Raw genomic sequence first — 16,990 nt, 5'->3', positions numbered from 1 at the left:
ATTTTTGCCGAACTTGGGGCGTGGGAATCTGTGTCGCAAGTGGTTAGAATTCCGCTGTGTTTTCGAAACGCGGTGTTTTCGAAGCAGCGGTTTCAAACACGCACTCGCGCCCATAGCTCAGTTGGATAGAGCAGTTGACTTCTAATCAACAGGTCGTAGGTTCGAATCCTACTGGGCGTGCTAATGGCTTAATCACGATCGATCGGTAGCCCGTGGAACCTAGTGTTTTACGGGCTTTTTTGTTGGTCGTGATTGGCTCTGATTCGTCGCTTACGGCAGAGATGACACCGCCAGTGACACCGCCGGACACCGCCACGCCTTTCATCGCCTCGGTGACAGCTCGCTCCCAGTGTGCGTCGGTGGTCTGTAGATAGTGACGCTCAGCGATCCGGCTCGACTGCCCAAGCCAGGAGTTCACGCAGTGATCGGGGAACCGGTCAGACAAATCGGTACGGCACGATGCACGAAGATTGACAAAGCACTTCTGCCAAGGCACGAGTCCTGCCGCTTCGACGATTCGGTGAAGCTGCGTCCGCAGATTGCTCTCGCTGTCGCGGTGAGTCTGGACACATCGGTGATTGTGCATCAACGCCTGCTCTCCGGCCTCAGTGGCTGCCGTCTCAAGGATTGGGCGAAGCTCCGGGAAAAGCGGGCAGAACCGCAGCCCGGTTTTCGGCGAATCGATCCGAAGTCGGTTGTCGTCCCACTGGATGTCCGACCACCGCAGCGTCGTAACCTCGCTGGGGCACCGGAAACCTGCATATCGACATAGCCCGAAGATCAAAGCCCACTCTGTGTCGCACTTTTCCAGGATCTTGGCGGCATCCGCACGGCTGACGTAGTGGTCCCGATCTCGGTTCACTTCACCACCGATCTTGGTTTCCGCGCCTGGGTTCGTGGCGATGATCTTTCGCCGCACCGCTTCTTTTAGCATGGTGCGAACCATCTTGGCTCGCTTGTTGGCGGTCGACTGGGCCAGCCCATTATTAGGCATCCAGCGATGCCATTTTTCAAAATCAACGGCGGTAATGGATGCCAATGTCCGCTCGGCACCGAAGTGCTCAACGAACGACTTCGCCCCTTGGCGGTAGTTTCGTGCGGTGCGACCTTCCCACTTGTCTTGAATCAACCGTTCGAAGAATGTACCGCAAAAGCGGTCCTCTGACTCAACGACAACTCGCGGCTCTATGAGTCCCCACTTCACGAGGGACTTGTTAATCCGTTCGTCGACGCCGTTCGCCCACTTTGCCGCCTCGGCTGCGGGTGTAACGTTGGCCGCACTCGCTCTAACGAGTTCATCAATATGCCTCGCAACCGCATCAGCGGCCCGTTTGGAAATGGGACCAAGCCATAGCGACCGACGTTTCTTCTGATGCCGAAACTGCAACCGCCAGCCAGTACGCCCGCGGTCAGACTCTTTTCTAAGTGATGCCACTGATACAATTCCCGTTGTTGTCCCGAGATGAGAAAAGCAAACGGCAGCCACCTCGGGTAGTTGGTTTTCGGGTCGCGATACCCGAGCCGTTGCGGTAGTCCGCTTAGTTCCGATCCGATTGGTTGCGTGCTTGCTTGGCTTCGAGGAACGCTCGAAACTCGCTCACCATCCTGTCGTTGTTCTCGTTGCCGTCGAGAATCGCTTTCGCAAGCTCGCCAATGCCCGGCAGAATGTCTGCCGGCTGTGTTTCTTTCACTACGCGCGGATCCAAATACCGTTTGGTCGTGCGGCGGTGTTGATGATCCAGCAACGCGGTTGCGTTGCCGCCTGCTGCCTCAAAGTTGCTGGCCGTTGTGCGTCGGATCTTGTGCAATTTGCTTCGTCTGTTGTTAGGCAAACCGGCTGCCTCCAAAATCTTGCCGAATTTTGTCCAAAGATATCCGTCGCTATAGGGCCACTCAAATACTCGCTCTTGCGCAAACACTCGAATCGCCTCGACTCGCTCGATCGTCTCGGGGCGTAGCTTAAAACGTTTGTCTCGCGTTTTGCCTTTGCGGTGCTCGCCGCGGACAGTCAACCAGCCCTGCGCGTCGATGTCGTCGCGGCGAATCTCAAGAACGGCGCCGATACGCTCCCCCGTGTCGTAAATGACGCTTAGCAATGCCGGCCAGTATTGGTTGGCTTTGACCTTGCCGATTCTCCCGCGTGCAGACTGACACGCTCGAAATAAGCGAAGCAACTCGTCGTCGGTCCATGCATCGGGGACACGCTCGGGGCAGGGAATAGGGCGGATGTCGGGAAACTCGGCCAGCCAACCCTTTTTCGCTGCGAAGGTCCACAACGCACAAATATGGGTGCGGTCTTTTTCGACGGTCGCGGCTGCCAGCTCGGTATTGTCCAAAAGCCACTGCAACCAATCTGGTACCGTTTTGGGGTTGAGATCCGCGACCAATGGAGCACGCCCTAAGTACTTCGCAAACGCTGCGATGACCTGTCGGTAAAGCGTGGCTGTACGGGGTGACTTTCCCACAAGTCTCGCCGGTCGATAGTGAGTTTCAAAGTAGTCAATTAACGGCATCCCAGCTTTCGCTGCACTCGACTTTTTGACTGCCCGAAGGTCAGGCGTTGGAACATTGGAGCGGCTTTGTCGCCAATCGGTGGTTCGTACAATCGTGATCGATGAAAAATCATCTGCGGTCGTCCATCCAAGTTGTGCTGCGATCGAGTTTCTCTCGATAAACCAACGGAGCCGATAACCTAAGGCCTTAGAATCCATACCGAGCCGTTTCCAGCGAGACAGCATCATATTGGCGATGTCTAAATTGAGGTCGGTCACCTCCATCTTGCGTTTCGTCACGTCGAAAAAGTCGTCCATGATGCCTTGCGTGAAGATTGCATGTTGCCCAGACCCTTTGCGAAGAACGGCAACTCCATCCTTTGACAGGGCGTAACGAATCAGATTCTTCATTGTTGGCGGAAACCGAGATTTGTTTTTCACGATTCAGCTCTCCCAACTGACCGTATAGGCCAGAACACGAAAAAGCCGCTCGACGCGCTTCAAAAACCGGCTCTTACCCCGGTCCACGCGGGCATCGCTAACCTGCCTATGCAGGGTCGAAGCTACGCACACGCATGACGCATCGAACGGCTTTCGCATTTTCGGATGTCTAAGATGTAAGAGTTTGGTTTCGTCATCAATCGGTGGAAAAGGCCGATCAATCGAGCAGCAATCGTTTTGAAGCAATCGCAGCAACCAGACAGAGCCCACATTCTGCCTGCCAACTGCGGGTGGGTCAAGTTTGAACTTAACTCGATGGAAGCGGGTAGGTAGTCGTCACGCCGTTTTCCCAAACCAAGTGGCCACCGGTGTCGACAATCTCGGATAGGTCGAGTGAGTTAGAATCGGGCGAGAAAAGGTCAAGCGGGCTGCTGGCCCCTCGCAGTTTCTCGTTTGGCCTGGGGGCACGCTCCATCAGGTAAACGTACTCGCTCATCATCTCAAAGCGTCTGCCGGTCCCGTCCGCCATTAACTGAGGGGCCTTGGCCACGATGTCAATTCTGTCGAGCACTTCCCGGCATCCGTTTTGGTCGACCTGATCTTCATTCATCGAAGGCAACATTGGCGGCTTGCCGTCTCGTGTCGCAGTCATCGTCAACACACGGGCAGCCGTCCTGCCGTGCAGCTTTATCAGCTCTGCGGTCTTTGTTGCGTTGGGGTCGGTATTGGCAATCGGAATCTGCGCCCAACCATTGTTGATCCGATAACGGTTTTGCAGCTCGATGAAGGTATACGGGTAGTCATAAATCTCCGTATCCTCCGATAGATATGTGTCGTCTTCCGGCACTTCCTGTTCTGTATACTGGTCAGCGGGATACGGGTTATCCGGCTGCCCCGACTCCTTCTTTTCTTTGCGCTCAGGCGTGTCGATTTCATCGGCTGGCGCCAGCCCGCCCGGCATATCGTGCCACACGCTGCAAGGATGCTGCAAATAGCAATTGAACAAGCCTGCTGGCGTCTCGCTGTCGTATGCCAACGGGACCGGCCAAACACGCGGGTTGTAACCAGCGATCAAATACGGGTCTAGCTCGGGATCGTAGCCGTACTCGTGACCGTCCAGCGTGTTGAGGGGGCGTCCCATCTCTTTCACACGCAACGCCAAAAACTTGAATTTGCTCGAAACGTAGCTCACTTGCACCCGCATTTCGATTGTTGGCTCGTGAAGAACATCAACAATCGATGCGTTTCGCAGAGTCAAGTCGTAAGCCTTATCCCCGCCATCGGCATAGCGACGTCCTAAGCCCCGAATGCGATTGACGGCAACCTTGCCAGCCGCAGCAATAAGCTGCTGCTTGTCGACGCCGGGAGGGCCAGTAAGGCGGATAGCGAACTCGCCGCCCTGCAAAACGCCACCGCTTCCGGTCGCTGTCTCGGCGTGGTGCCCGCTCCATTTAATCGCCGGATATGGTGGCGCTGCGTGTGCTTGCTGGTCGTCGATCCGGTATTTGAGAACAAGGTTAGTTGCGTCATCAACATACGATTGCCGAATCCGCTTGTATCCCTTCATCAATGCGGGCATACAAAGCCACCGCATGGCGTGGGGCCACACGCTGCTGTGTGCGACTCGCAAAGTACCTTGTAGGCTACGCGTCGTTATCCAGTTGTCATCCTTGCTTTCCTCAATGCTCCATCGATTCGACAATACTTGATTGCCGCTCGATGTTATTTCTCCACCAAAAACGATCGGCTCGGAATCCGCAAAACTGGGGTTGCAGATTGGCCGGCAAACCTCGATTTCAAACTCAACGCGAAGCGATCGACCTCCGATGATTTTGTTCACCTTCACCGATAGCGGCTTTGGCCCGTTGTCGCAGTCGAGAACGTTGCTTTTCGAGATTAGCCCATCGCCGGGACCATAGGCATTTGTGTCCGAATTCTCGCTAAACGGATGCGGCACCATAAACAGCTCGGTGCGTTCGATTCGCTTGTGCTCGGTGTAGCCGCCCACGTTGCCGATGGTGTCGGTAACAATCTCCTCGTCCCAGGCCTTTCCGGTCGCGATCAATAGAGGCTGATCGAGAACGCTTGCCCCGGCTCCTACCGGCTTCTTTTCGTCGGTAACGCAATTATCGACAAGCATCCAGAAGTCTTTGCGGGATTCGCTAAGTCGTGCATGGATGTCGTGGGCACGTTGGACAACGGTTTGTCCTTGCACCGTCTCGATACCGAATTGCCGGTTTGTTCCGTCCGCGATTTCGCTGGTTGTGCGCTCTCGCAGTGCCACTAGCGTCGAAGCAACACGAATGCGGAATCGACTATAAAGAACGTCAGTTTTTGATTCGTCATATTCGACAACCTGGTCGAATGCGAGCGTTTCGCAGTCTCGGAGCTCTACTCCGTTGTAAACGATAGTCGTCATCAAACTTCCTCTGTTTGTCGTGGGTTGGGGGATAAAGCGATTTTCACGCCGTGGGCGTGCTGAAATACCATCGCGCCATCACGCAACGGAAACGGGAACCCGCTCGCTCTTAATTTTCGTGTTGGTCGTGTCTCGATGCTGCGAACGTCGCCGTCCTCGTCGACACGGGCAAACAGCACGCACTCATCGGGGATCATCACCGATAGCTTGCCGTCGTTATAAACGCGGTCGATTTCCGCCTCGGATGCATCGCAATCAAACTTTGCCATGATCGCGTGTAATAGGTCGCCAAGATTCATATTTCTTTCCTCGGTTGGGGGCGATGGCCGAACCGTGCCGACCATCGCCCTTGGTAGTGGTGAAAGTGCCTAGATGCCGTTCGCGGCCTGATAGGCTGCGAACTGTCGTCCCTCATCCTCAATCGCATCGAACGCCTTGCTCACAACGCCCTGGCCGGACAATCGATTGGGCCGAACCGAACCGTGGGCCGATGCCGCGTAGTGGTCGCTCTTGAGCTGTTTGCGGCGGGGGATGTCGGCCTGTCGTCGCTCCCACGCGGTGTCGAAGTCGAGTGTCCCGAACCAACGAACGTGTTCCCAAGATGGCTGGGCACGGTCGCCGGAATCGATGATCTGCCCAAGCACGCCGAGTGCTGATGATCCATCTGGATTGACAAGGCGAATCATTTTGCAGATTTGGCGGGTGTCGATTCCCTCACCAACGAGGCGACCGATCGATTCCGTTTTGGGCGGCTGCTCACCACTCAAAACCGCCAACATTTCCTTCTCGAGCGACTCCACGCGGCGAGAGGTGGCGGGGGAGGAACCCAAGCCGGCGGTGTCCAAGTCGATGCCGCTCGCGGGAAGAATTTGGCCCGACCGGCACAACTCCCATCGCTCACAAGCCATCGTCACGCCATTGATGGCAAGCACCAACGCCCTGGCCTGGTCGTCAACGTCGTCAGTCAGCAATCGGTCCCGCGCGTCGTCGACGGCGTCCCACACAGCATCGGCTAAAACCTGCTCGGGCTCGTCGCCTGGGTGTCGATAATTCTCAAACGCTGCGTGTAGCTTTCCGGCAACGTCGGTTGCCGTTGCTAGATCGACTCGCTCGGCGGGGATCTCCGCTTGCTTTCGTCGAACCTCTAATTCGGCTTGCTCGATCTCGCGTGCTTGCCGTTCTAGTTTTGCCCGGGCGTCGGCGATTCGTTGCTGTTGGGCGACTAAGTCCGCCTCTTGCTGTGCAACGGCCTCGGCTGCTGCCGCTTGATCGCGAATCGCTTGCTCGCGTCGTGACTGGGCGGCTGCTAGGGCCTTCATTGCTGGGGATAGTGTCTGATTACTCATTTTCGTTGGTTGCCTCTCTGAAACGTGAAAAAAAAAGTGACACCGCACACGCGGCGTCGGGTATCGGTTATTTGTTTTTGCGGCTGCGACGTTTCGGCAATGACTGCCGGCAAACTCGGCATCGAACTATCAATCGCCGGTCGTTGGCCTCGATCGTCGGTCGGTATTGGGAACAATGGCAAGCAACGCGGCCGCCGATGACGGCCCCGATGCTCGCCGCGTGCTCGCCGATCAATCGCAAGAGTGAGTCCGGGAAGTCATCGGCATAGTGCACCGCGTGCAGCGTCTGGCGACGGTCAAGCGATAGGCTCACTCCCGCGTCGATGATCGTCTGCAAAACGTCTCGGGGGCATTTGGGCGTATCCTCGGTGTGCTTAGCCTCAAATTGGGCGGTGCACTTGGGGCCAAGTTCGGCGATTCGTCGTTTGATTCGTTCTCCCATTGCCGCAAGCGTATGGTCCTCTGGTCGTGAACCGCGTCGTTTGGTCTTTGGCATCGAGTCTCGTAACGCACGGATTTCCTCGAGCGTTCTTGGTGGCTGGTCACGGTCTGTCATTTGGTAGCCTTTCGCATGGCCTGTGCGGCTTGTAGTCGTTCGATGGATCGTTGATCACGGCGGCGTTGCAGTGCCGTATCTCGCACCGGATCGGGCTGCTGTGAGCTCTCCAGCAAATTCATAAACGTTTCCCGCTGCTTGAAGTCGGCATCGATTCGTTCGGTGCGGGCCGCTTTGGTATCTCGCCGGATGGCTCGCAAATCGGCCGACAGCGTCCAGCGTGAAATGCCAAGCTCTGCGGCCAGCTCGGTGCGCCAGCCTCGTTGGTCAAGGTCGATGTGCCGCAGTCGTCGAACAATCTCATATCGACGCAGCGTAGCCATGTGACGCCTTCGAGCGTTGTAGCTCGCTCTCGCCCCGCAAAAACGGCGTCTTTGGCTTGGCGTCATCGTCGCGAATGGTGAATACATATGGCTCACTGTGCATGCACCCCGATAGGTAGGTGAAATCAAAACTCTCGTCCTCCGATATACGCTGTGAACTCAGTGCGCACCGGATCAAAACCCACGTCGATCGTTTGCACCTGACCGTTGCGGCTTTTGCCAATGTGGATAGTGCCCTCGGTAGCGTCGCGGTCCTCGCGATGAACCAACCAAATGTCGTCGGCTTCCATCTCGACCACGGAGGAACCGTAAATCTCATCAACGGTCGGTGCTCGGTCCTTGGCTGCCCCGTCCTTACGTTTTGCCTGTGCCAACATCAGCAATGGAATATCCATCTCGCTCGCCAAGTCTTTGGCCGCAGTGATTGTGTGAGCAACCTGCTCGTGTCGATCATCACGCGGGTTGCTCGGTTTGATTTTCAGCAAGTGATCGATAGCAACCAACCGCGTACCGTGACGTAGAGCGTGCATCCTGACTGTCGCCGCGATGCGTTCCATCGTTGGTCGTTGCTTCGGGCGCCAAAAAAACAGAGGCATCCCTGATAATTCGTTGGTCGCAAACGCTCGAATGTCGGCTAGCTTTTCATCGGAAACCTTACCGCTGCGAAGCAGAAGCGAATTGGTCCCGGTCTCGGCTGCAATAAAGCGGTTGCCAACCTCCCAGTCGGCCATCTCGATCGACACAAAGAGCGATGGAATGCCGATTCGTGCTGCATTCGCTAGCGATTGGAAACCTAACGCGGTTTTGCCCATCGATGGGCGAGCGACAATCACCGTCAAGCCTGCAAACATCCCCCCGGTGCGAGAGTCGAGCGAGTGAATACCGGTTTTGATCCCGGCTGCCGATTCGTCGGCCTTGGCTCTGCTGGCTCGATCAAGGGACTCACTAACGACTTCCTGGATGGTCAAAATCTCGTTCTCTGCCGATCCCGTCTCGATCGCTCTAAGCGACGCCCCTAGCGTCTCAATGATTGAATCGGCGTTGTCGTCGGCCTTGGTGGCCATCGCCCGGGTGATCGCAGACCTAGCGACTCGCACAATGTGCCGACGTCGCGAACACTCACGAACGATGCCCGCGTAGTGCCTCGCGTGCTGAGCGGATCCAGTCTCGATCAATCGCTGGAAAAACCGAATGCCTCCGACCGTCTCGTAATGACCGGCAGCTCGAAACCGCGATGCCACCAACGCCACGTCGTCGATCGACTCACCACATGCGTGCATAGCCGCGAACGTCTCGAACGTGACTCGATTTGCATCATTGCCGAAGTCGTCTGCGGACAACGTCGCTGCAAGCTCATCGATCAAATGCGGCAACGTCATCACAGCGCCCAAAACAGCTCTCTCTGCGTCTACGTCATGCAATGCGGCATCTTTATCGCGTTCGCGTTCAGGATCGCTCACGTCGACCTCCTCGCGGCTGTGCGGGCATTGCTGCCAGTTCGTCCAAAGTCAAACCGGGTTTGCTTGTTGGCTCGGGTGTAACGGCACTGGATTCAGATCGGTAGCCGTTGCGTTCCCACGTTCGCACGGCAGCTTTCCAGTCGCGGATCGGTTTGCCTCGACCTTGGCACCAACCGTTGGCGGTGTAGTGATCCACGAATTGCTCGGCGTCAATCGCGTTGCTCCGCTCGCGGCAGTAGGCTCGCACTTCATCGAGTGTTGGAGGTACAAACCGTTGGACTGTTTTGCCAGTGCGGGCGCTACTCTCTTTATCTTCTCTACCTCTTCTCTTCTCTGGTAACGCGGATGTAACGCTGCAAGCGTTACGGTGGTTCTCAACGCGTTTTCGCGTCAAAGCACGTGTTTTTGCGGTCTTTCCGTTGTGTCGGTCAAAGTTTGGGAACGTCAAACCGTGCTCTGATTCGACCAACCAGCCGCAAGAAAGCATCGCATCCGCGAAGTTTGAAACGCCACTGATACGATCTAGTAACGACCGTGTAACGCTAGAAGCGTTACCGTCAAAAGTTTGTTGATCGGCCCAAACCCATACTCGAAATAATTTGCCAACTACGGCATCGGGATCAATCCCGAGTTCGTCCGCAATGCGGAACACTTCGGGCTTGTCTGGGGTGGTAGTTTCGATTTTCAGCCAATCACCGGCCATTGTGACCTCCTGATAAACGAACAAAAACGACGGCTGCAACTGTGCAACGATGCCCCGTGTATCGAACGTTGAAAGGCGATAGCCGCTCCTCGAATTTTGCTTCACGCGATTCCTCTACGCGCAGCACTCCGCGATCGATCCATACGCGGCGGCATTGGGCCATCGCGGTTAAAACAGCAAACTCAACTTCCTTGCGGATCGCCTCGATGGCGTCCGCATCGTCGGCGCTGTAGCCGACGGCCAATAGCCGCTGGCGTCGGTGATCCTGCTCAGCTGCAATAGTGGCTAGCCGCTCTGCGGCCTGAACGTCGTCGGCTTGCTGGCGTAGCAGCTCTCGACGATCGGCTAGGTAGTCAGTCGATACGCTAGACACGGGACACCTCCGGCATCATGGCGTGTCGTCGCGCATCGGCAGCCATGCGACGGGCAACATGAGCATTGTCCGCTATGCCCTGTGCCGCTTGGGCGAGCTGGTCGCGATCGTCGGCGGGTTGCTTTGCCGGATCGATACCACGGCGATTCAATGCGGCCTTAGCGAGGTCGCCTATGCGATGCAGACCGGAAAGATCGGCAACCGACGCCGATCGCTTGCTTCGGTCGTGATCAACGCTATAGTTTAGCTGTGGTTGCCCGCCACTACGTTTTTGGGAGTCGTCAGTCACTGGCGGCTCCTTTTTCGTTTGAGGATTCGCCTAGTGCCGCAATAACGGCATTGGGATCGTAGAGCCGACGCCGCCCGATCGATACGCTTGGGATCTCGCCCGATGAACGCATACGATCTACCGTGGGGCGCGACACACCGAGTAGCTCGGCGAGGCGATCACCATCGACTAGACGGGGTGCGGATGCAGTAGCGAGTAGCGGCTGCATCTTTGCGTAGACGGCGCTGGCTACTGCCTCGGTCAGATTGGCAAGGTCTACTTCCTGGACCTGGATCATTCGTAGAGGGCGACTCATTTCGCCACCTCACGCGGTGCTGCGCTGGTGGCCTCGACAAATCTTGCTACAGCCGCGGCGCTTGTGTATCGCGTATTTTGCAGCAAGACCGATTCAAGCCGCACGCCCCGGAATCCGTGAATAGCGTAATTGCGGACAGTTTTTAGACAGGGCTTTCGCGGCCCGCGGAAATCTTGGCGTGATTTATCGAGGGTTTTGAGAGGCTCCGACATAAGCCGCGAATGTTCATCCGCGTGCAATTTTGCGGGCGATTTTTCTATTTCCGATTCTATCTTTGACATGAAAAACTCCGACTGAAAACGAAAAAAGCCCGCACAAGCGACACTCTCTAGTGAGAGTGCACTCGTGCGGGCTCGGTTGGTCCGTCGCCTGGGGCGGTGCCCCGGGGGTGCTACATAGCTTTGTGGCTCAACAAATTGCAATCTTGTTCGGTTGGTCCGTCCAATACAATTTGCCGATCACGAAGATTGTTCGTCGTGGGAAGCCTACGGTCAACGGGGGAACTCGACGGAACTTTCATTTTTTCAGAATATCATCGGTCGCAAGTCGCACCGATCGCCCTGCTAAGCCCTTCGCCAAAGTCAATAGACCGTCCTTACCGGCATCGTCGAGCGACTCCCACAGCCGCATCAATTTCTCTGCTCGTTCATCGCCGCCGTGCACCGATGACACCGCCGGTGACACCGCCGAATCGTCTGTTTGCGTATTTCCCCGTGTTTGTGGCGATTGTTCAACGCCTACTGGGCGTGCTAATGGCAGAAACAGCATCGAACCGAAACCCGCAGAAACCCAGTGTTTCGCGGGTTTTCCCGTTATCAAACGACTCCGCATCACTGGTCGTCTAAACGTAGCCTAGGCTTCCAGCCTGGGTGCGAAGTGGTCTCCAGGCCGGCAGCCTTGGCAACGTTTCACAGCATCGCCGCCTTGAGACGCGATGCCGAAAGACTTCTTCCGAGCCGCGTAGCGGGTGGCCATGAACGGTCGGTATCAGCAGCGATGACACCGCCATTGACACCGCCGCGGTACGTTCAACCCCCGGCTTGAGCTCCGGTATCGCGGGCTTGCCCTTGAGCACCCGTCGTCAGCAAAGAGTGACGCTCAGCAATCGGGCTCGAGAATCGGACAAGTCGGAATGGCACGACGCACGAAGATTTGGTTGTGCAAGTTTTGTATCGATTCTTAGTCGCGATCGCGACGCCTGGCAAAACGTCTGAACCGTTCTCCTCATGATCCCCCAGATCTCCTCGCGAATGGTTTTCGATCCTTTTTGCGACAGGAATGCTAGACATTAGCCGTAGGTAAGCGAAGCGTCACCGACGGAATCGAGTATGTAACATCGGCTTCGACACAGAGAAGGGTCGCAGCCGAAAAGAGGTCGCTGAGGGGGAGCACGCTTCAATAAGGCCACGCAAGTTGAGACTAACGGAAGGGGAGTTGAACCTACGAGTAAAGGATTTGTAATACTCGAATGCCAACACATGAACAGGTGCTTGCATCGTTAACTTTCGCGTTATATGGCTCTGGCTATACTCCCAAGGCGTCTCGCATTTTCTTATTGTTTATCGCTGACTCGCGTTATCTAAGAGTGTTCGGAAAAGCAATCCAGTACAGGTCCGGCAGAAGATAATCGTTGTTTTGCGATCTGCAAAACAATCAGCCTGAAGAATTGGAGACCAGTCTCGCTTCATCTGCGACCCGACTCAGGAAACATGCACGCCAATCCCGATAGAAATCTTCGAGCATTTCTTTAGTTATGCCACCGTAGAATGCATGCCTGCACTCGCTTCGCAAACTCAACGATTCGTAAATATCGTCGATACAAGGACATGCATCACCGGTCAGACAAATTTCTTCTTCCCACGCCGTTCCATTGCCCTCAAAAACCTCTGGTCCATCGAGCAATTCGATCAACGTATGATCTCGGGGAAGTGATTCCCTCATCCAATCACCAATCAACCCGTGTAATTCACAGTCATAGTCTTCATCAAGCTCATAATCGTTTTCTGGCTTAATTCCTTGGGTTGCGAGAACTGATTCAGCGACAGTGTTTATCACTGCCTGCCAAAGTCCCCATTGCAAACCTTCGCCGGCGCTCTCAAAGAGGCGATTCCAGATGCTCGTTGACATCGTTATCTTTTCACGCTTGTTAGATGGAAAACCGATTGCTTTGGCGTTCTCGGAGACGGCTCGTTAAAATTGATCGAGTGCGTCACCGGGAACGCTAATTTTGGAGCGAGTTGACCTGTTTGCTTATGTGTAACTGCATTTCGACAAGTTATTCTTCAACGGTCCGTTCGTCGTCATCGGTATCACGATGAACTTCGCTTAGCGTTCGTCCGCTCGCGTCTCTCCATTCGTTCCATCCGTTTGCGGATGCCCCGAGTACGGTTGCTGCCGCATTGCTCGGCGAGGGGAAAAGGTAGTCTTGTTGGAACACGTAGACCCCGTTTATTTCTTCGAGAATACCGGCCTCAAGCATGCTCTTTCGTCGGTTGCCGATAGATTCGGGCATCGACGGTGTCGGCTCGATTCGGGACTTACTTCCTTGAAAAACAACGAAGCCATCTTCGACGAGTTCACCGCTCGCGTCGCTTCCACGCGAACGACAAAAGAAACGTGGACCAGAACTAATGCTTCTAGCAAGCGGTTCAAAAACCGGATAACCAAGCGTCGAAACCAAGGTGCTAATCGTCTCAAAGACGTCAAGCAATTCGGCTTCCATCGGCTCGGGAACATAAGTCGAATTCTCAGGCACTTGACCGTTATCGAGCGAGTAGCGGGCAACCTCTTTTGCCCGCTGCATGCAGTACCATTCCAAATATCGAATGTGAGCTTGCGTGAAGTTTTGCGTCTTCGACACGCAGAAGACGGCGGTCTTCCAAAAGGTCTTCGTCTTGTTGTGGTTGTCGAAACGCTTCCTGGCGTCTTCGGTCTGCCCAATGTAGACGATTGGCTTCGCTTCGTCCTCGCCCTCTCCGAACAAAAAGTAGACTCCGGGTAAGTCTAGTTCTTTTCGCAGCTTTCCGTGCGACAAGTCACTGCGGGGGATCAATACCGCTTGAACAATACGAGTTGTAATTTCAGCGATTCGAATGCCACGTGGTTCACCTGTCGGCAGGTAAATCTGAATCGTTTTCGCGGTCGCAGTGGTCACTTGGTCCCTTGTCGGCAGGAGAAATGAAGCAGGCTAGCATATCGCAACCGTGCAGGGTTTGCTAGACTCTTTGGCCTTAGCTCAGATCGTATCGCGAGCCGGAAAGCACGACCAAAATGCCGAAACTTACCGAATACTTGCACACAGCAGCTGTAGCCGCAGCCGAATACATCTGGATTGCTCAGAACGCGCTTCGCAAGTGGGCTGAGCGAGGTGACATTCCGATGCACCGCAATCCAGAGAACGGTTACCGGCTGTTCAAACGGAGCGAGCTCGACGTTCTTTGAAGAAGACAGCCAAGCCAGTAAGGCCCAAGAAGTAACCATGTCTTACGTGACCTGCCACGTAATCCAAGAAGGAACAGTAATCGTATGACCGGAGCGCAACAACGTGCCGCCCTGCAACGCAAAATCTGGGACATCGCGAATGACGTACGCGGCAGCGTGGATGGATGGGACTTTAAGCAGTATGTCTTGGGCACCCTATTCTACCGATTTATTAGTGAGAACTTTTCGTTCTACATCGAAGCCGGTGATGAGAGCATCGACTATGCCACTCTCGATGATTCCGTCATCACGCCCGAGATCAAAGACGATGCGATCAAGACCAAGGGTTATTTCATCTATCCAAGTCAGTTGTTTGCAAACGTCGCCAAAGATGCCAACACCAACGAAAGCCTGAATACCGATCTGGCGGCCGTCTTTTCCGCTGTTGAAAGCTCCGCAAACGGATATCCCTCCGAAGACGACATCAAGGGATTGTTCGCCGATTTCGACACCACAAGCAATCGCCTCGGCAACACGGTGAACGCCAAGAATGACCGTTTAGCGAAAGTCCTGAAGCGTGTGGCTGAGCTGGATTTCAGCGATTTTGAAGGTAGCAAGATCGATCTGTTTGGTGACGCGTACGAGTTTCTGATCTCGAACTATGCGGCAAACGCAGGCAAGTCTGGCGGCGAGTTCTTCACCCCGCAGCATGTGTCGAAACTGATTGCCATGCTGGCCATGCACAAACAGGACAAGGTCAATAAGATTTACGACCCAGCCTGCGGTAGCGGTTCTCTGTTGCTGCAATCGAAGAAGCACTTTGACGCCCACATCATCGAAGAGGGCTTCTTTGGGCAGGAGATCAATCATACGACCTACAACCTGGCTCGGATGAACATGTTCCTGCACAACGTGAACTACGACAAGTTCAACATCAAGTTAGGCAATACCCTGATCGAACCTGATTTTGGTGATGAGAAACCCTTCGATGCAATCGTCTCCAATCCACCCTATTCGGTGAAGTGGATTGGCAGCGACGATCCGACTCTGATCAACGACGATCGTTTTGCTCCGGCGGGAGTACTAGCTCCCAAGTCTAAAGCCGACTTCGCCTTCGTGCTGCACGCGCTCAGTTATCTGTCCAGCAAAGGCCGCGCGGCGATTGTGTGTTTCCCGGGGATCTTTTATCGCGGTGGAGCCGAGCAAAAAATCCGCAAGTATCTGGTCGACAACAACTATGTGGAAACGGTGATCTCGCTCGCTCCGAATCTGTTTTTCGGCACCACGATCGCCGTGAATATTCTGGTGCTGTCCAAGCACAAGACCGACACGAACATTCAGTTCATCGACGCCAGCGGCGAGGACTATTTCAAGAGGGAAACCAACACCAACGTTCTGACTGATCATCACCTCGAAGCCATCATGCAGGCCTTCGACAGTAAGAAAAACATCGACCACTTCGCCAAGTCGGTGCAAGCGGAGCAGATCGAAAGCAATGATTACAACCTATCTGTCAGTAGCTATGTTGAACCCAAAGACACTCGCGACAAGGTCAACATTACCGAACTCAACAAGAAGCTGAAAACGACCGTCGCGAGAATCGATCAGTTACGATCCGAGATTGATTCGATCGTGGCGGAGATCGAAGGCGAGGTGGTCGAGGCATGAGTGACATTAGTTTTATGGGCAAGCTGCTTGACGGCGCTGGGGTGGAATGGTCGACAGTTGGAAGCGTCGCAACGTTGAGACGCGGACGCGTTATGTCCAAAGGGTACCTTGCTGATAACGCCGGAGAGTACCCTGTTTACAGCTCTCAGACAGCGAATAATGGGACGATTGGCCAAATCGAAACCTTTGACTTTGATGGCGAATTTGTTAGCTGGACCACTGATGGAGCAAACGCCGGAACTGTTTTTCACCGAACGGGCAAGTTCTCGATCACTAACGTGTGCGGAGTGATAAAAATAGACGATGAGTCGCGTCTGAACCACAAATTCTTGTTTTATTGGTTATCGATTGAAGCACAAAAGCATGTGTATTCTGGCATGGGCAATCCCAAGCTGATGAGCAATCAGGTTGCACGTATACCAGTTCCAATCCCATGCCCATCGGACCCGAAGAGATCGCTTGAGATCCAGGGGGAAATTGTCCGCATTCTGGACACCTTTACCGAGCTGACCGCCGAGCTGACCGCCGAGCTGACCGCCCGCAAAAAACAATACAACTACTATCGCGATCAGTTGTTGAGTTTTGAAGATGGCGAAGTCGAATGGAAAACGCTGAACGATGTTGCTTCGTTTAGACGAGGTTCATTTCCGCAGCCGTATGGGAATAGTGAATGGTACGATGGCGAAGGAAGTATGCCATTTGTTCAGGTTGCTGATGTGGCAGACTTCGGATTTACGTTACAACAGAAAACAAAGCAGCGCATTTCAAAACTTGCACAACCCAAAAGTGTCTTCGTCGAAGCTGGGACAGTTATTGTGTCCTTGCAGGGCACTATTGGGCGCGTCGCAATAACACAGTACGACTGCTACGTGGATAGAACACTCGCGATCTTTACGAGCTACAAGGAAGAGATAAACAAAAAGTATTTTGCGCATCAATTAAGAGCGAAGTTCGATACGGAAAAAGAGTATGCAAGAGGCAGCACTTTAAAAACCATAACGAAGGAAGAGTTTTCAAAGTTTGAAATACCGATTCCACCCATGGAAGAGCAGAATCGAATTGTATCGCTCTTGGATAACTTTGATACATTGACCCATTCGATCACCGAAGGTTTACCGCGTGAAATCGAGTTGCGTCAGAAGCAATACGAGTACTACCGCGATTTACTGCTGAGCTTCCCCGAGCCGGAAGAGGTGGAAGCCTAA

The 16,990-nt window shown here is 54.4% G+C and carries 19 protein-coding genes and 1 tRNA gene; 5 read left to right on the top strand and 15 right to left on the bottom strand.

Going from position 1 to position 16,990, the window contains the following annotated elements:
• Positions 1-106: 106 nt before the first annotated feature.
• Positions 107-180: transfer RNA gene (locus ABD971_RS14495), tRNA-Arg, on the top strand.
• On the opposite strand, the gene ABD971_RS14490 is transcribed toward ABD971_RS14495, so the two are convergent.
• The 10 genes from ABD971_RS14490 to ABD971_RS14445 form a co-directional block, all read right to left on the bottom strand.
• A complete protein-coding gene (locus ABD971_RS14490; protein ID WP_345323154.1) occupies positions 146-1,435 on the bottom strand; it encodes a tyrosine-type recombinase/integrase in 1,290 nt (429 codons plus the stop codon). The genes ABD971_RS14495 and ABD971_RS14490 overlap by 35 nt on opposite strands.
• Positions 1,436-1,538: 103 nt before the next feature.
• The gene (locus ABD971_RS14485) at positions 1,539-2,933 is read right to left on the bottom strand and encodes a tyrosine-type recombinase/integrase (RefSeq protein WP_345323153.1); all 1,395 of its coding nucleotides are present in this window, start codon (positions 2,931-2,933) and stop codon (positions 1,539-1,541) included.
• Positions 2,934-3,240: 307 nt separating this feature from the next.
• A complete protein-coding gene (locus ABD971_RS14480; RefSeq protein ID WP_345323151.1) occupies positions 3,241-5,352 on the bottom strand; it encodes a hypothetical protein in 2,112 nt (703 codons plus the stop codon).
• On the bottom strand, positions 5,352-5,651 hold the full coding sequence (locus ABD971_RS14475) for a hypothetical protein (RefSeq protein WP_345323149.1): 300 nt from the start codon (positions 5,649-5,651) through the stop codon (positions 5,352-5,354). The genes ABD971_RS14480 and ABD971_RS14475 overlap by 1 nt, the downstream gene beginning before the upstream one ends.
• Before the next feature lie 69 nt (positions 5,652-5,720).
• Entirely contained in the window at positions 5,721-6,671 is a 951-nt protein-coding gene (locus tag ABD971_RS14470; protein ID WP_345323147.1) for a hypothetical protein, read from the bottom strand.
• A gap of 94 nt (positions 6,672-6,765) precedes the next feature.
• Entirely contained in the window at positions 6,766-7,254 is a 489-nt protein-coding gene (locus ABD971_RS14465) for a hypothetical protein (protein WP_345323145.1), read from the bottom strand.
• The gene (locus tag ABD971_RS14460; protein WP_345323143.1) at positions 7,251-7,577 is read right to left on the bottom strand and encodes a hypothetical protein; all 327 of its coding nucleotides are present in this window, start codon (positions 7,575-7,577) and stop codon (positions 7,251-7,253) included. The genes ABD971_RS14465 and ABD971_RS14460 overlap by 4 nt, the downstream gene beginning before the upstream one ends.
• Before the next feature lie 125 nt (positions 7,578-7,702).
• Complete coding sequence (locus ABD971_RS14455) at positions 7,703-9,037, bottom strand: replicative DNA helicase (protein ID WP_345323141.1); 1,335 nt, start codon at positions 9,035-9,037, stop codon at positions 7,703-7,705.
• A complete protein-coding gene (locus tag ABD971_RS14450) occupies positions 9,024-9,740 on the bottom strand; it encodes a hypothetical protein (protein WP_345323139.1) in 717 nt (238 codons plus the stop codon). Before ABD971_RS14450 ends, ABD971_RS14455 begins: the two co-directional genes overlap by 14 nt.
• Positions 9,730-10,113, bottom strand: coding sequence for a hypothetical protein (locus ABD971_RS14445; RefSeq protein WP_345323137.1), 384 nt, complete (start codon positions 10,111-10,113; stop codon positions 9,730-9,732). Before ABD971_RS14445 ends, ABD971_RS14450 begins: the two co-directional genes overlap by 11 nt.
• A gap of 58 nt (positions 10,114-10,171) precedes the next feature.
• On the opposite strand from ABD971_RS14445, the gene ABD971_RS14440 reads away from it, so the two are divergent.
• Positions 10,172-10,360 (top strand): hypothetical protein, encoded by a 189-nt coding sequence (locus ABD971_RS14440; protein WP_345323135.1) that lies wholly within the window; start codon positions 10,172-10,174, stop codon positions 10,358-10,360.
• A 34-nt stretch (positions 10,361-10,394) separates the two neighbouring features.
• Here ABD971_RS14440 and ABD971_RS14435 read toward each other — a convergent pair whose 3' ends face one another.
• The 5 genes from ABD971_RS14435 to ABD971_RS14420 all read right to left on the bottom strand — a co-directional run bounded on the left by ABD971_RS14435 (position 10,395) and on the right by ABD971_RS14420 (position 13,851).
• Positions 10,395-10,697, bottom strand: a complete 303-nt coding sequence (locus ABD971_RS14435) for a helix-turn-helix domain-containing protein (protein WP_345323133.1) — start codon at positions 10,695-10,697, stop codon at positions 10,395-10,397.
• Positions 10,694-10,909, bottom strand: a complete 216-nt coding sequence (locus ABD971_RS36065; protein WP_425571311.1) for a DUF1580 domain-containing protein — start codon at positions 10,907-10,909, stop codon at positions 10,694-10,696. Before ABD971_RS36065 ends, ABD971_RS14435 begins: the two co-directional genes overlap by 4 nt.
• Before the next feature lie 304 nt (positions 10,910-11,213).
• Positions 11,214-11,528 (bottom strand): hypothetical protein, encoded by a 315-nt coding sequence (locus ABD971_RS14430; protein ID WP_345323131.1) that lies wholly within the window; start codon positions 11,526-11,528, stop codon positions 11,214-11,216.
• Positions 11,529-12,350: 822 nt separating this feature from the next.
• Positions 12,351-12,824 carry a hypothetical protein gene (locus tag ABD971_RS14425; RefSeq protein WP_345323129.1) on the bottom strand — a complete coding sequence of 158 codons (474 nt, stop codon included), beginning with the start codon at positions 12,822-12,824 and terminating at the stop codon, positions 12,351-12,353.
• Positions 12,825-12,972: 148 nt separating this feature from the next.
• Positions 12,973-13,851, bottom strand: coding sequence for a GIY-YIG nuclease family protein (locus ABD971_RS14420; RefSeq protein WP_345323127.1), 879 nt, complete (start codon positions 13,849-13,851; stop codon positions 12,973-12,975).
• 116 nt (positions 13,852-13,967) lie between these two features.
• Between ABD971_RS14420 and ABD971_RS14415 the strand changes: the two genes are divergently transcribed.
• From ABD971_RS14415 to ABD971_RS14405, 3 genes are all read left to right on the top strand, one after another.
• The gene (locus tag ABD971_RS14415) at positions 13,968-14,138 is read left to right on the top strand and encodes a MerR family transcriptional regulator (protein ID WP_345323125.1); all 171 of its coding nucleotides are present in this window, start codon (positions 13,968-13,970) and stop codon (positions 14,136-14,138) included.
• Between the two features lie 84 nt (positions 14,139-14,222).
• On the top strand, positions 14,223-15,785 hold the full coding sequence (locus ABD971_RS14410; protein ID WP_345323123.1) for a type I restriction-modification system subunit M: 1,563 nt from the start codon (positions 14,223-14,225) through the stop codon (positions 15,783-15,785).
• The gene (locus ABD971_RS14405; protein ID WP_345323121.1) at positions 15,782-16,990 is read left to right on the top strand and encodes a restriction endonuclease subunit S; all 1,209 of its coding nucleotides are present in this window, start codon (positions 15,782-15,784) and stop codon (positions 16,988-16,990) included. The genes ABD971_RS14410 and ABD971_RS14405 overlap by 4 nt, the downstream gene beginning before the upstream one ends.

The organism is Novipirellula rosea (assembly GCF_039541335.1).
In the GTDB taxonomy this organism is placed as follows: domain Bacteria; phylum Planctomycetota; class Planctomycetia; order Pirellulales; family Pirellulaceae; genus Novipirellula; species Novipirellula rosea.
This window is presented reverse-complemented; position numbering and strand designations above follow the sequence as displayed.

Excerpts from the sequence above, each read along its gene's own strand:
- ABD971_RS14435 (WP_345323133.1), bottom strand. The coding sequence starts at position 10,697 with ATGAGTCGCCCTCTACGAATGATCCAGGTCCAGGAAGTAGACCTTGCC.
- ABD971_RS14480 (WP_345323151.1), bottom strand. The coding sequence starts at position 5,352 with ATGACGACTATCGTTTACAACGGAGTAGAGCTCCGAGACTGCGAAACG.
- ABD971_RS14470 (WP_345323147.1), bottom strand. The coding sequence starts at position 6,671 with ATGAAGGCCCTAGCAGCCGCCCAGTCACGACGCGAGCAAGCGATTCGC.
- ABD971_RS14430 (WP_345323131.1), bottom strand. The coding sequence starts at position 11,528 with ATGCGGAGTCGTTTGATAACGGGAAAACCCGCGAAACACTGGGTTTCT.
- ABD971_RS14465 (WP_345323145.1), bottom strand. The coding sequence starts at position 7,254 with ATGACAGACCGTGACCAGCCACCAAGAACGCTCGAGGAAATCCGTGCG.
- ABD971_RS36065 (WP_425571311.1), bottom strand. The coding sequence starts at position 10,909 with ATGTCGGAGCCTCTCAAAACCCTCGATAAATCACGCCAAGATTTCCGC.
- ABD971_RS14410 (WP_345323123.1), top strand. The coding sequence starts at position 14,223 with ATGACCGGAGCGCAACAACGTGCCGCCCTGCAACGCAAAATCTGGGAC.
- ABD971_RS14440 (WP_345323135.1), top strand. The coding sequence starts at position 10,172 with ATGAGCATTGTCCGCTATGCCCTGTGCCGCTTGGGCGAGCTGGTCGCG.
- ABD971_RS14415 (WP_345323125.1), top strand. The coding sequence starts at position 13,968 with ATGCCGAAACTTACCGAATACTTGCACACAGCAGCTGTAGCCGCAGCC.
- ABD971_RS14475 (WP_345323149.1), bottom strand. The coding sequence starts at position 5,651 with ATGAATCTTGGCGACCTATTACACGCGATCATGGCAAAGTTTGATTGC.
- ABD971_RS14460 (WP_345323143.1), bottom strand. The coding sequence starts at position 7,577 with ATGGCTACGCTGCGTCGATATGAGATTGTTCGACGACTGCGGCACATC.
- ABD971_RS14405 (WP_345323121.1), top strand. The coding sequence starts at position 15,782 with ATGAGTGACATTAGTTTTATGGGCAAGCTGCTTGACGGCGCTGGGGTG.
- ABD971_RS14450 (WP_345323139.1), bottom strand. The coding sequence starts at position 9,740 with ATGGCCGGTGATTGGCTGAAAATCGAAACTACCACCCCAGACAAGCCC.
- ABD971_RS14425 (WP_345323129.1), bottom strand. The coding sequence starts at position 12,824 with ATGTCAACGAGCATCTGGAATCGCCTCTTTGAGAGCGCCGGCGAAGGT.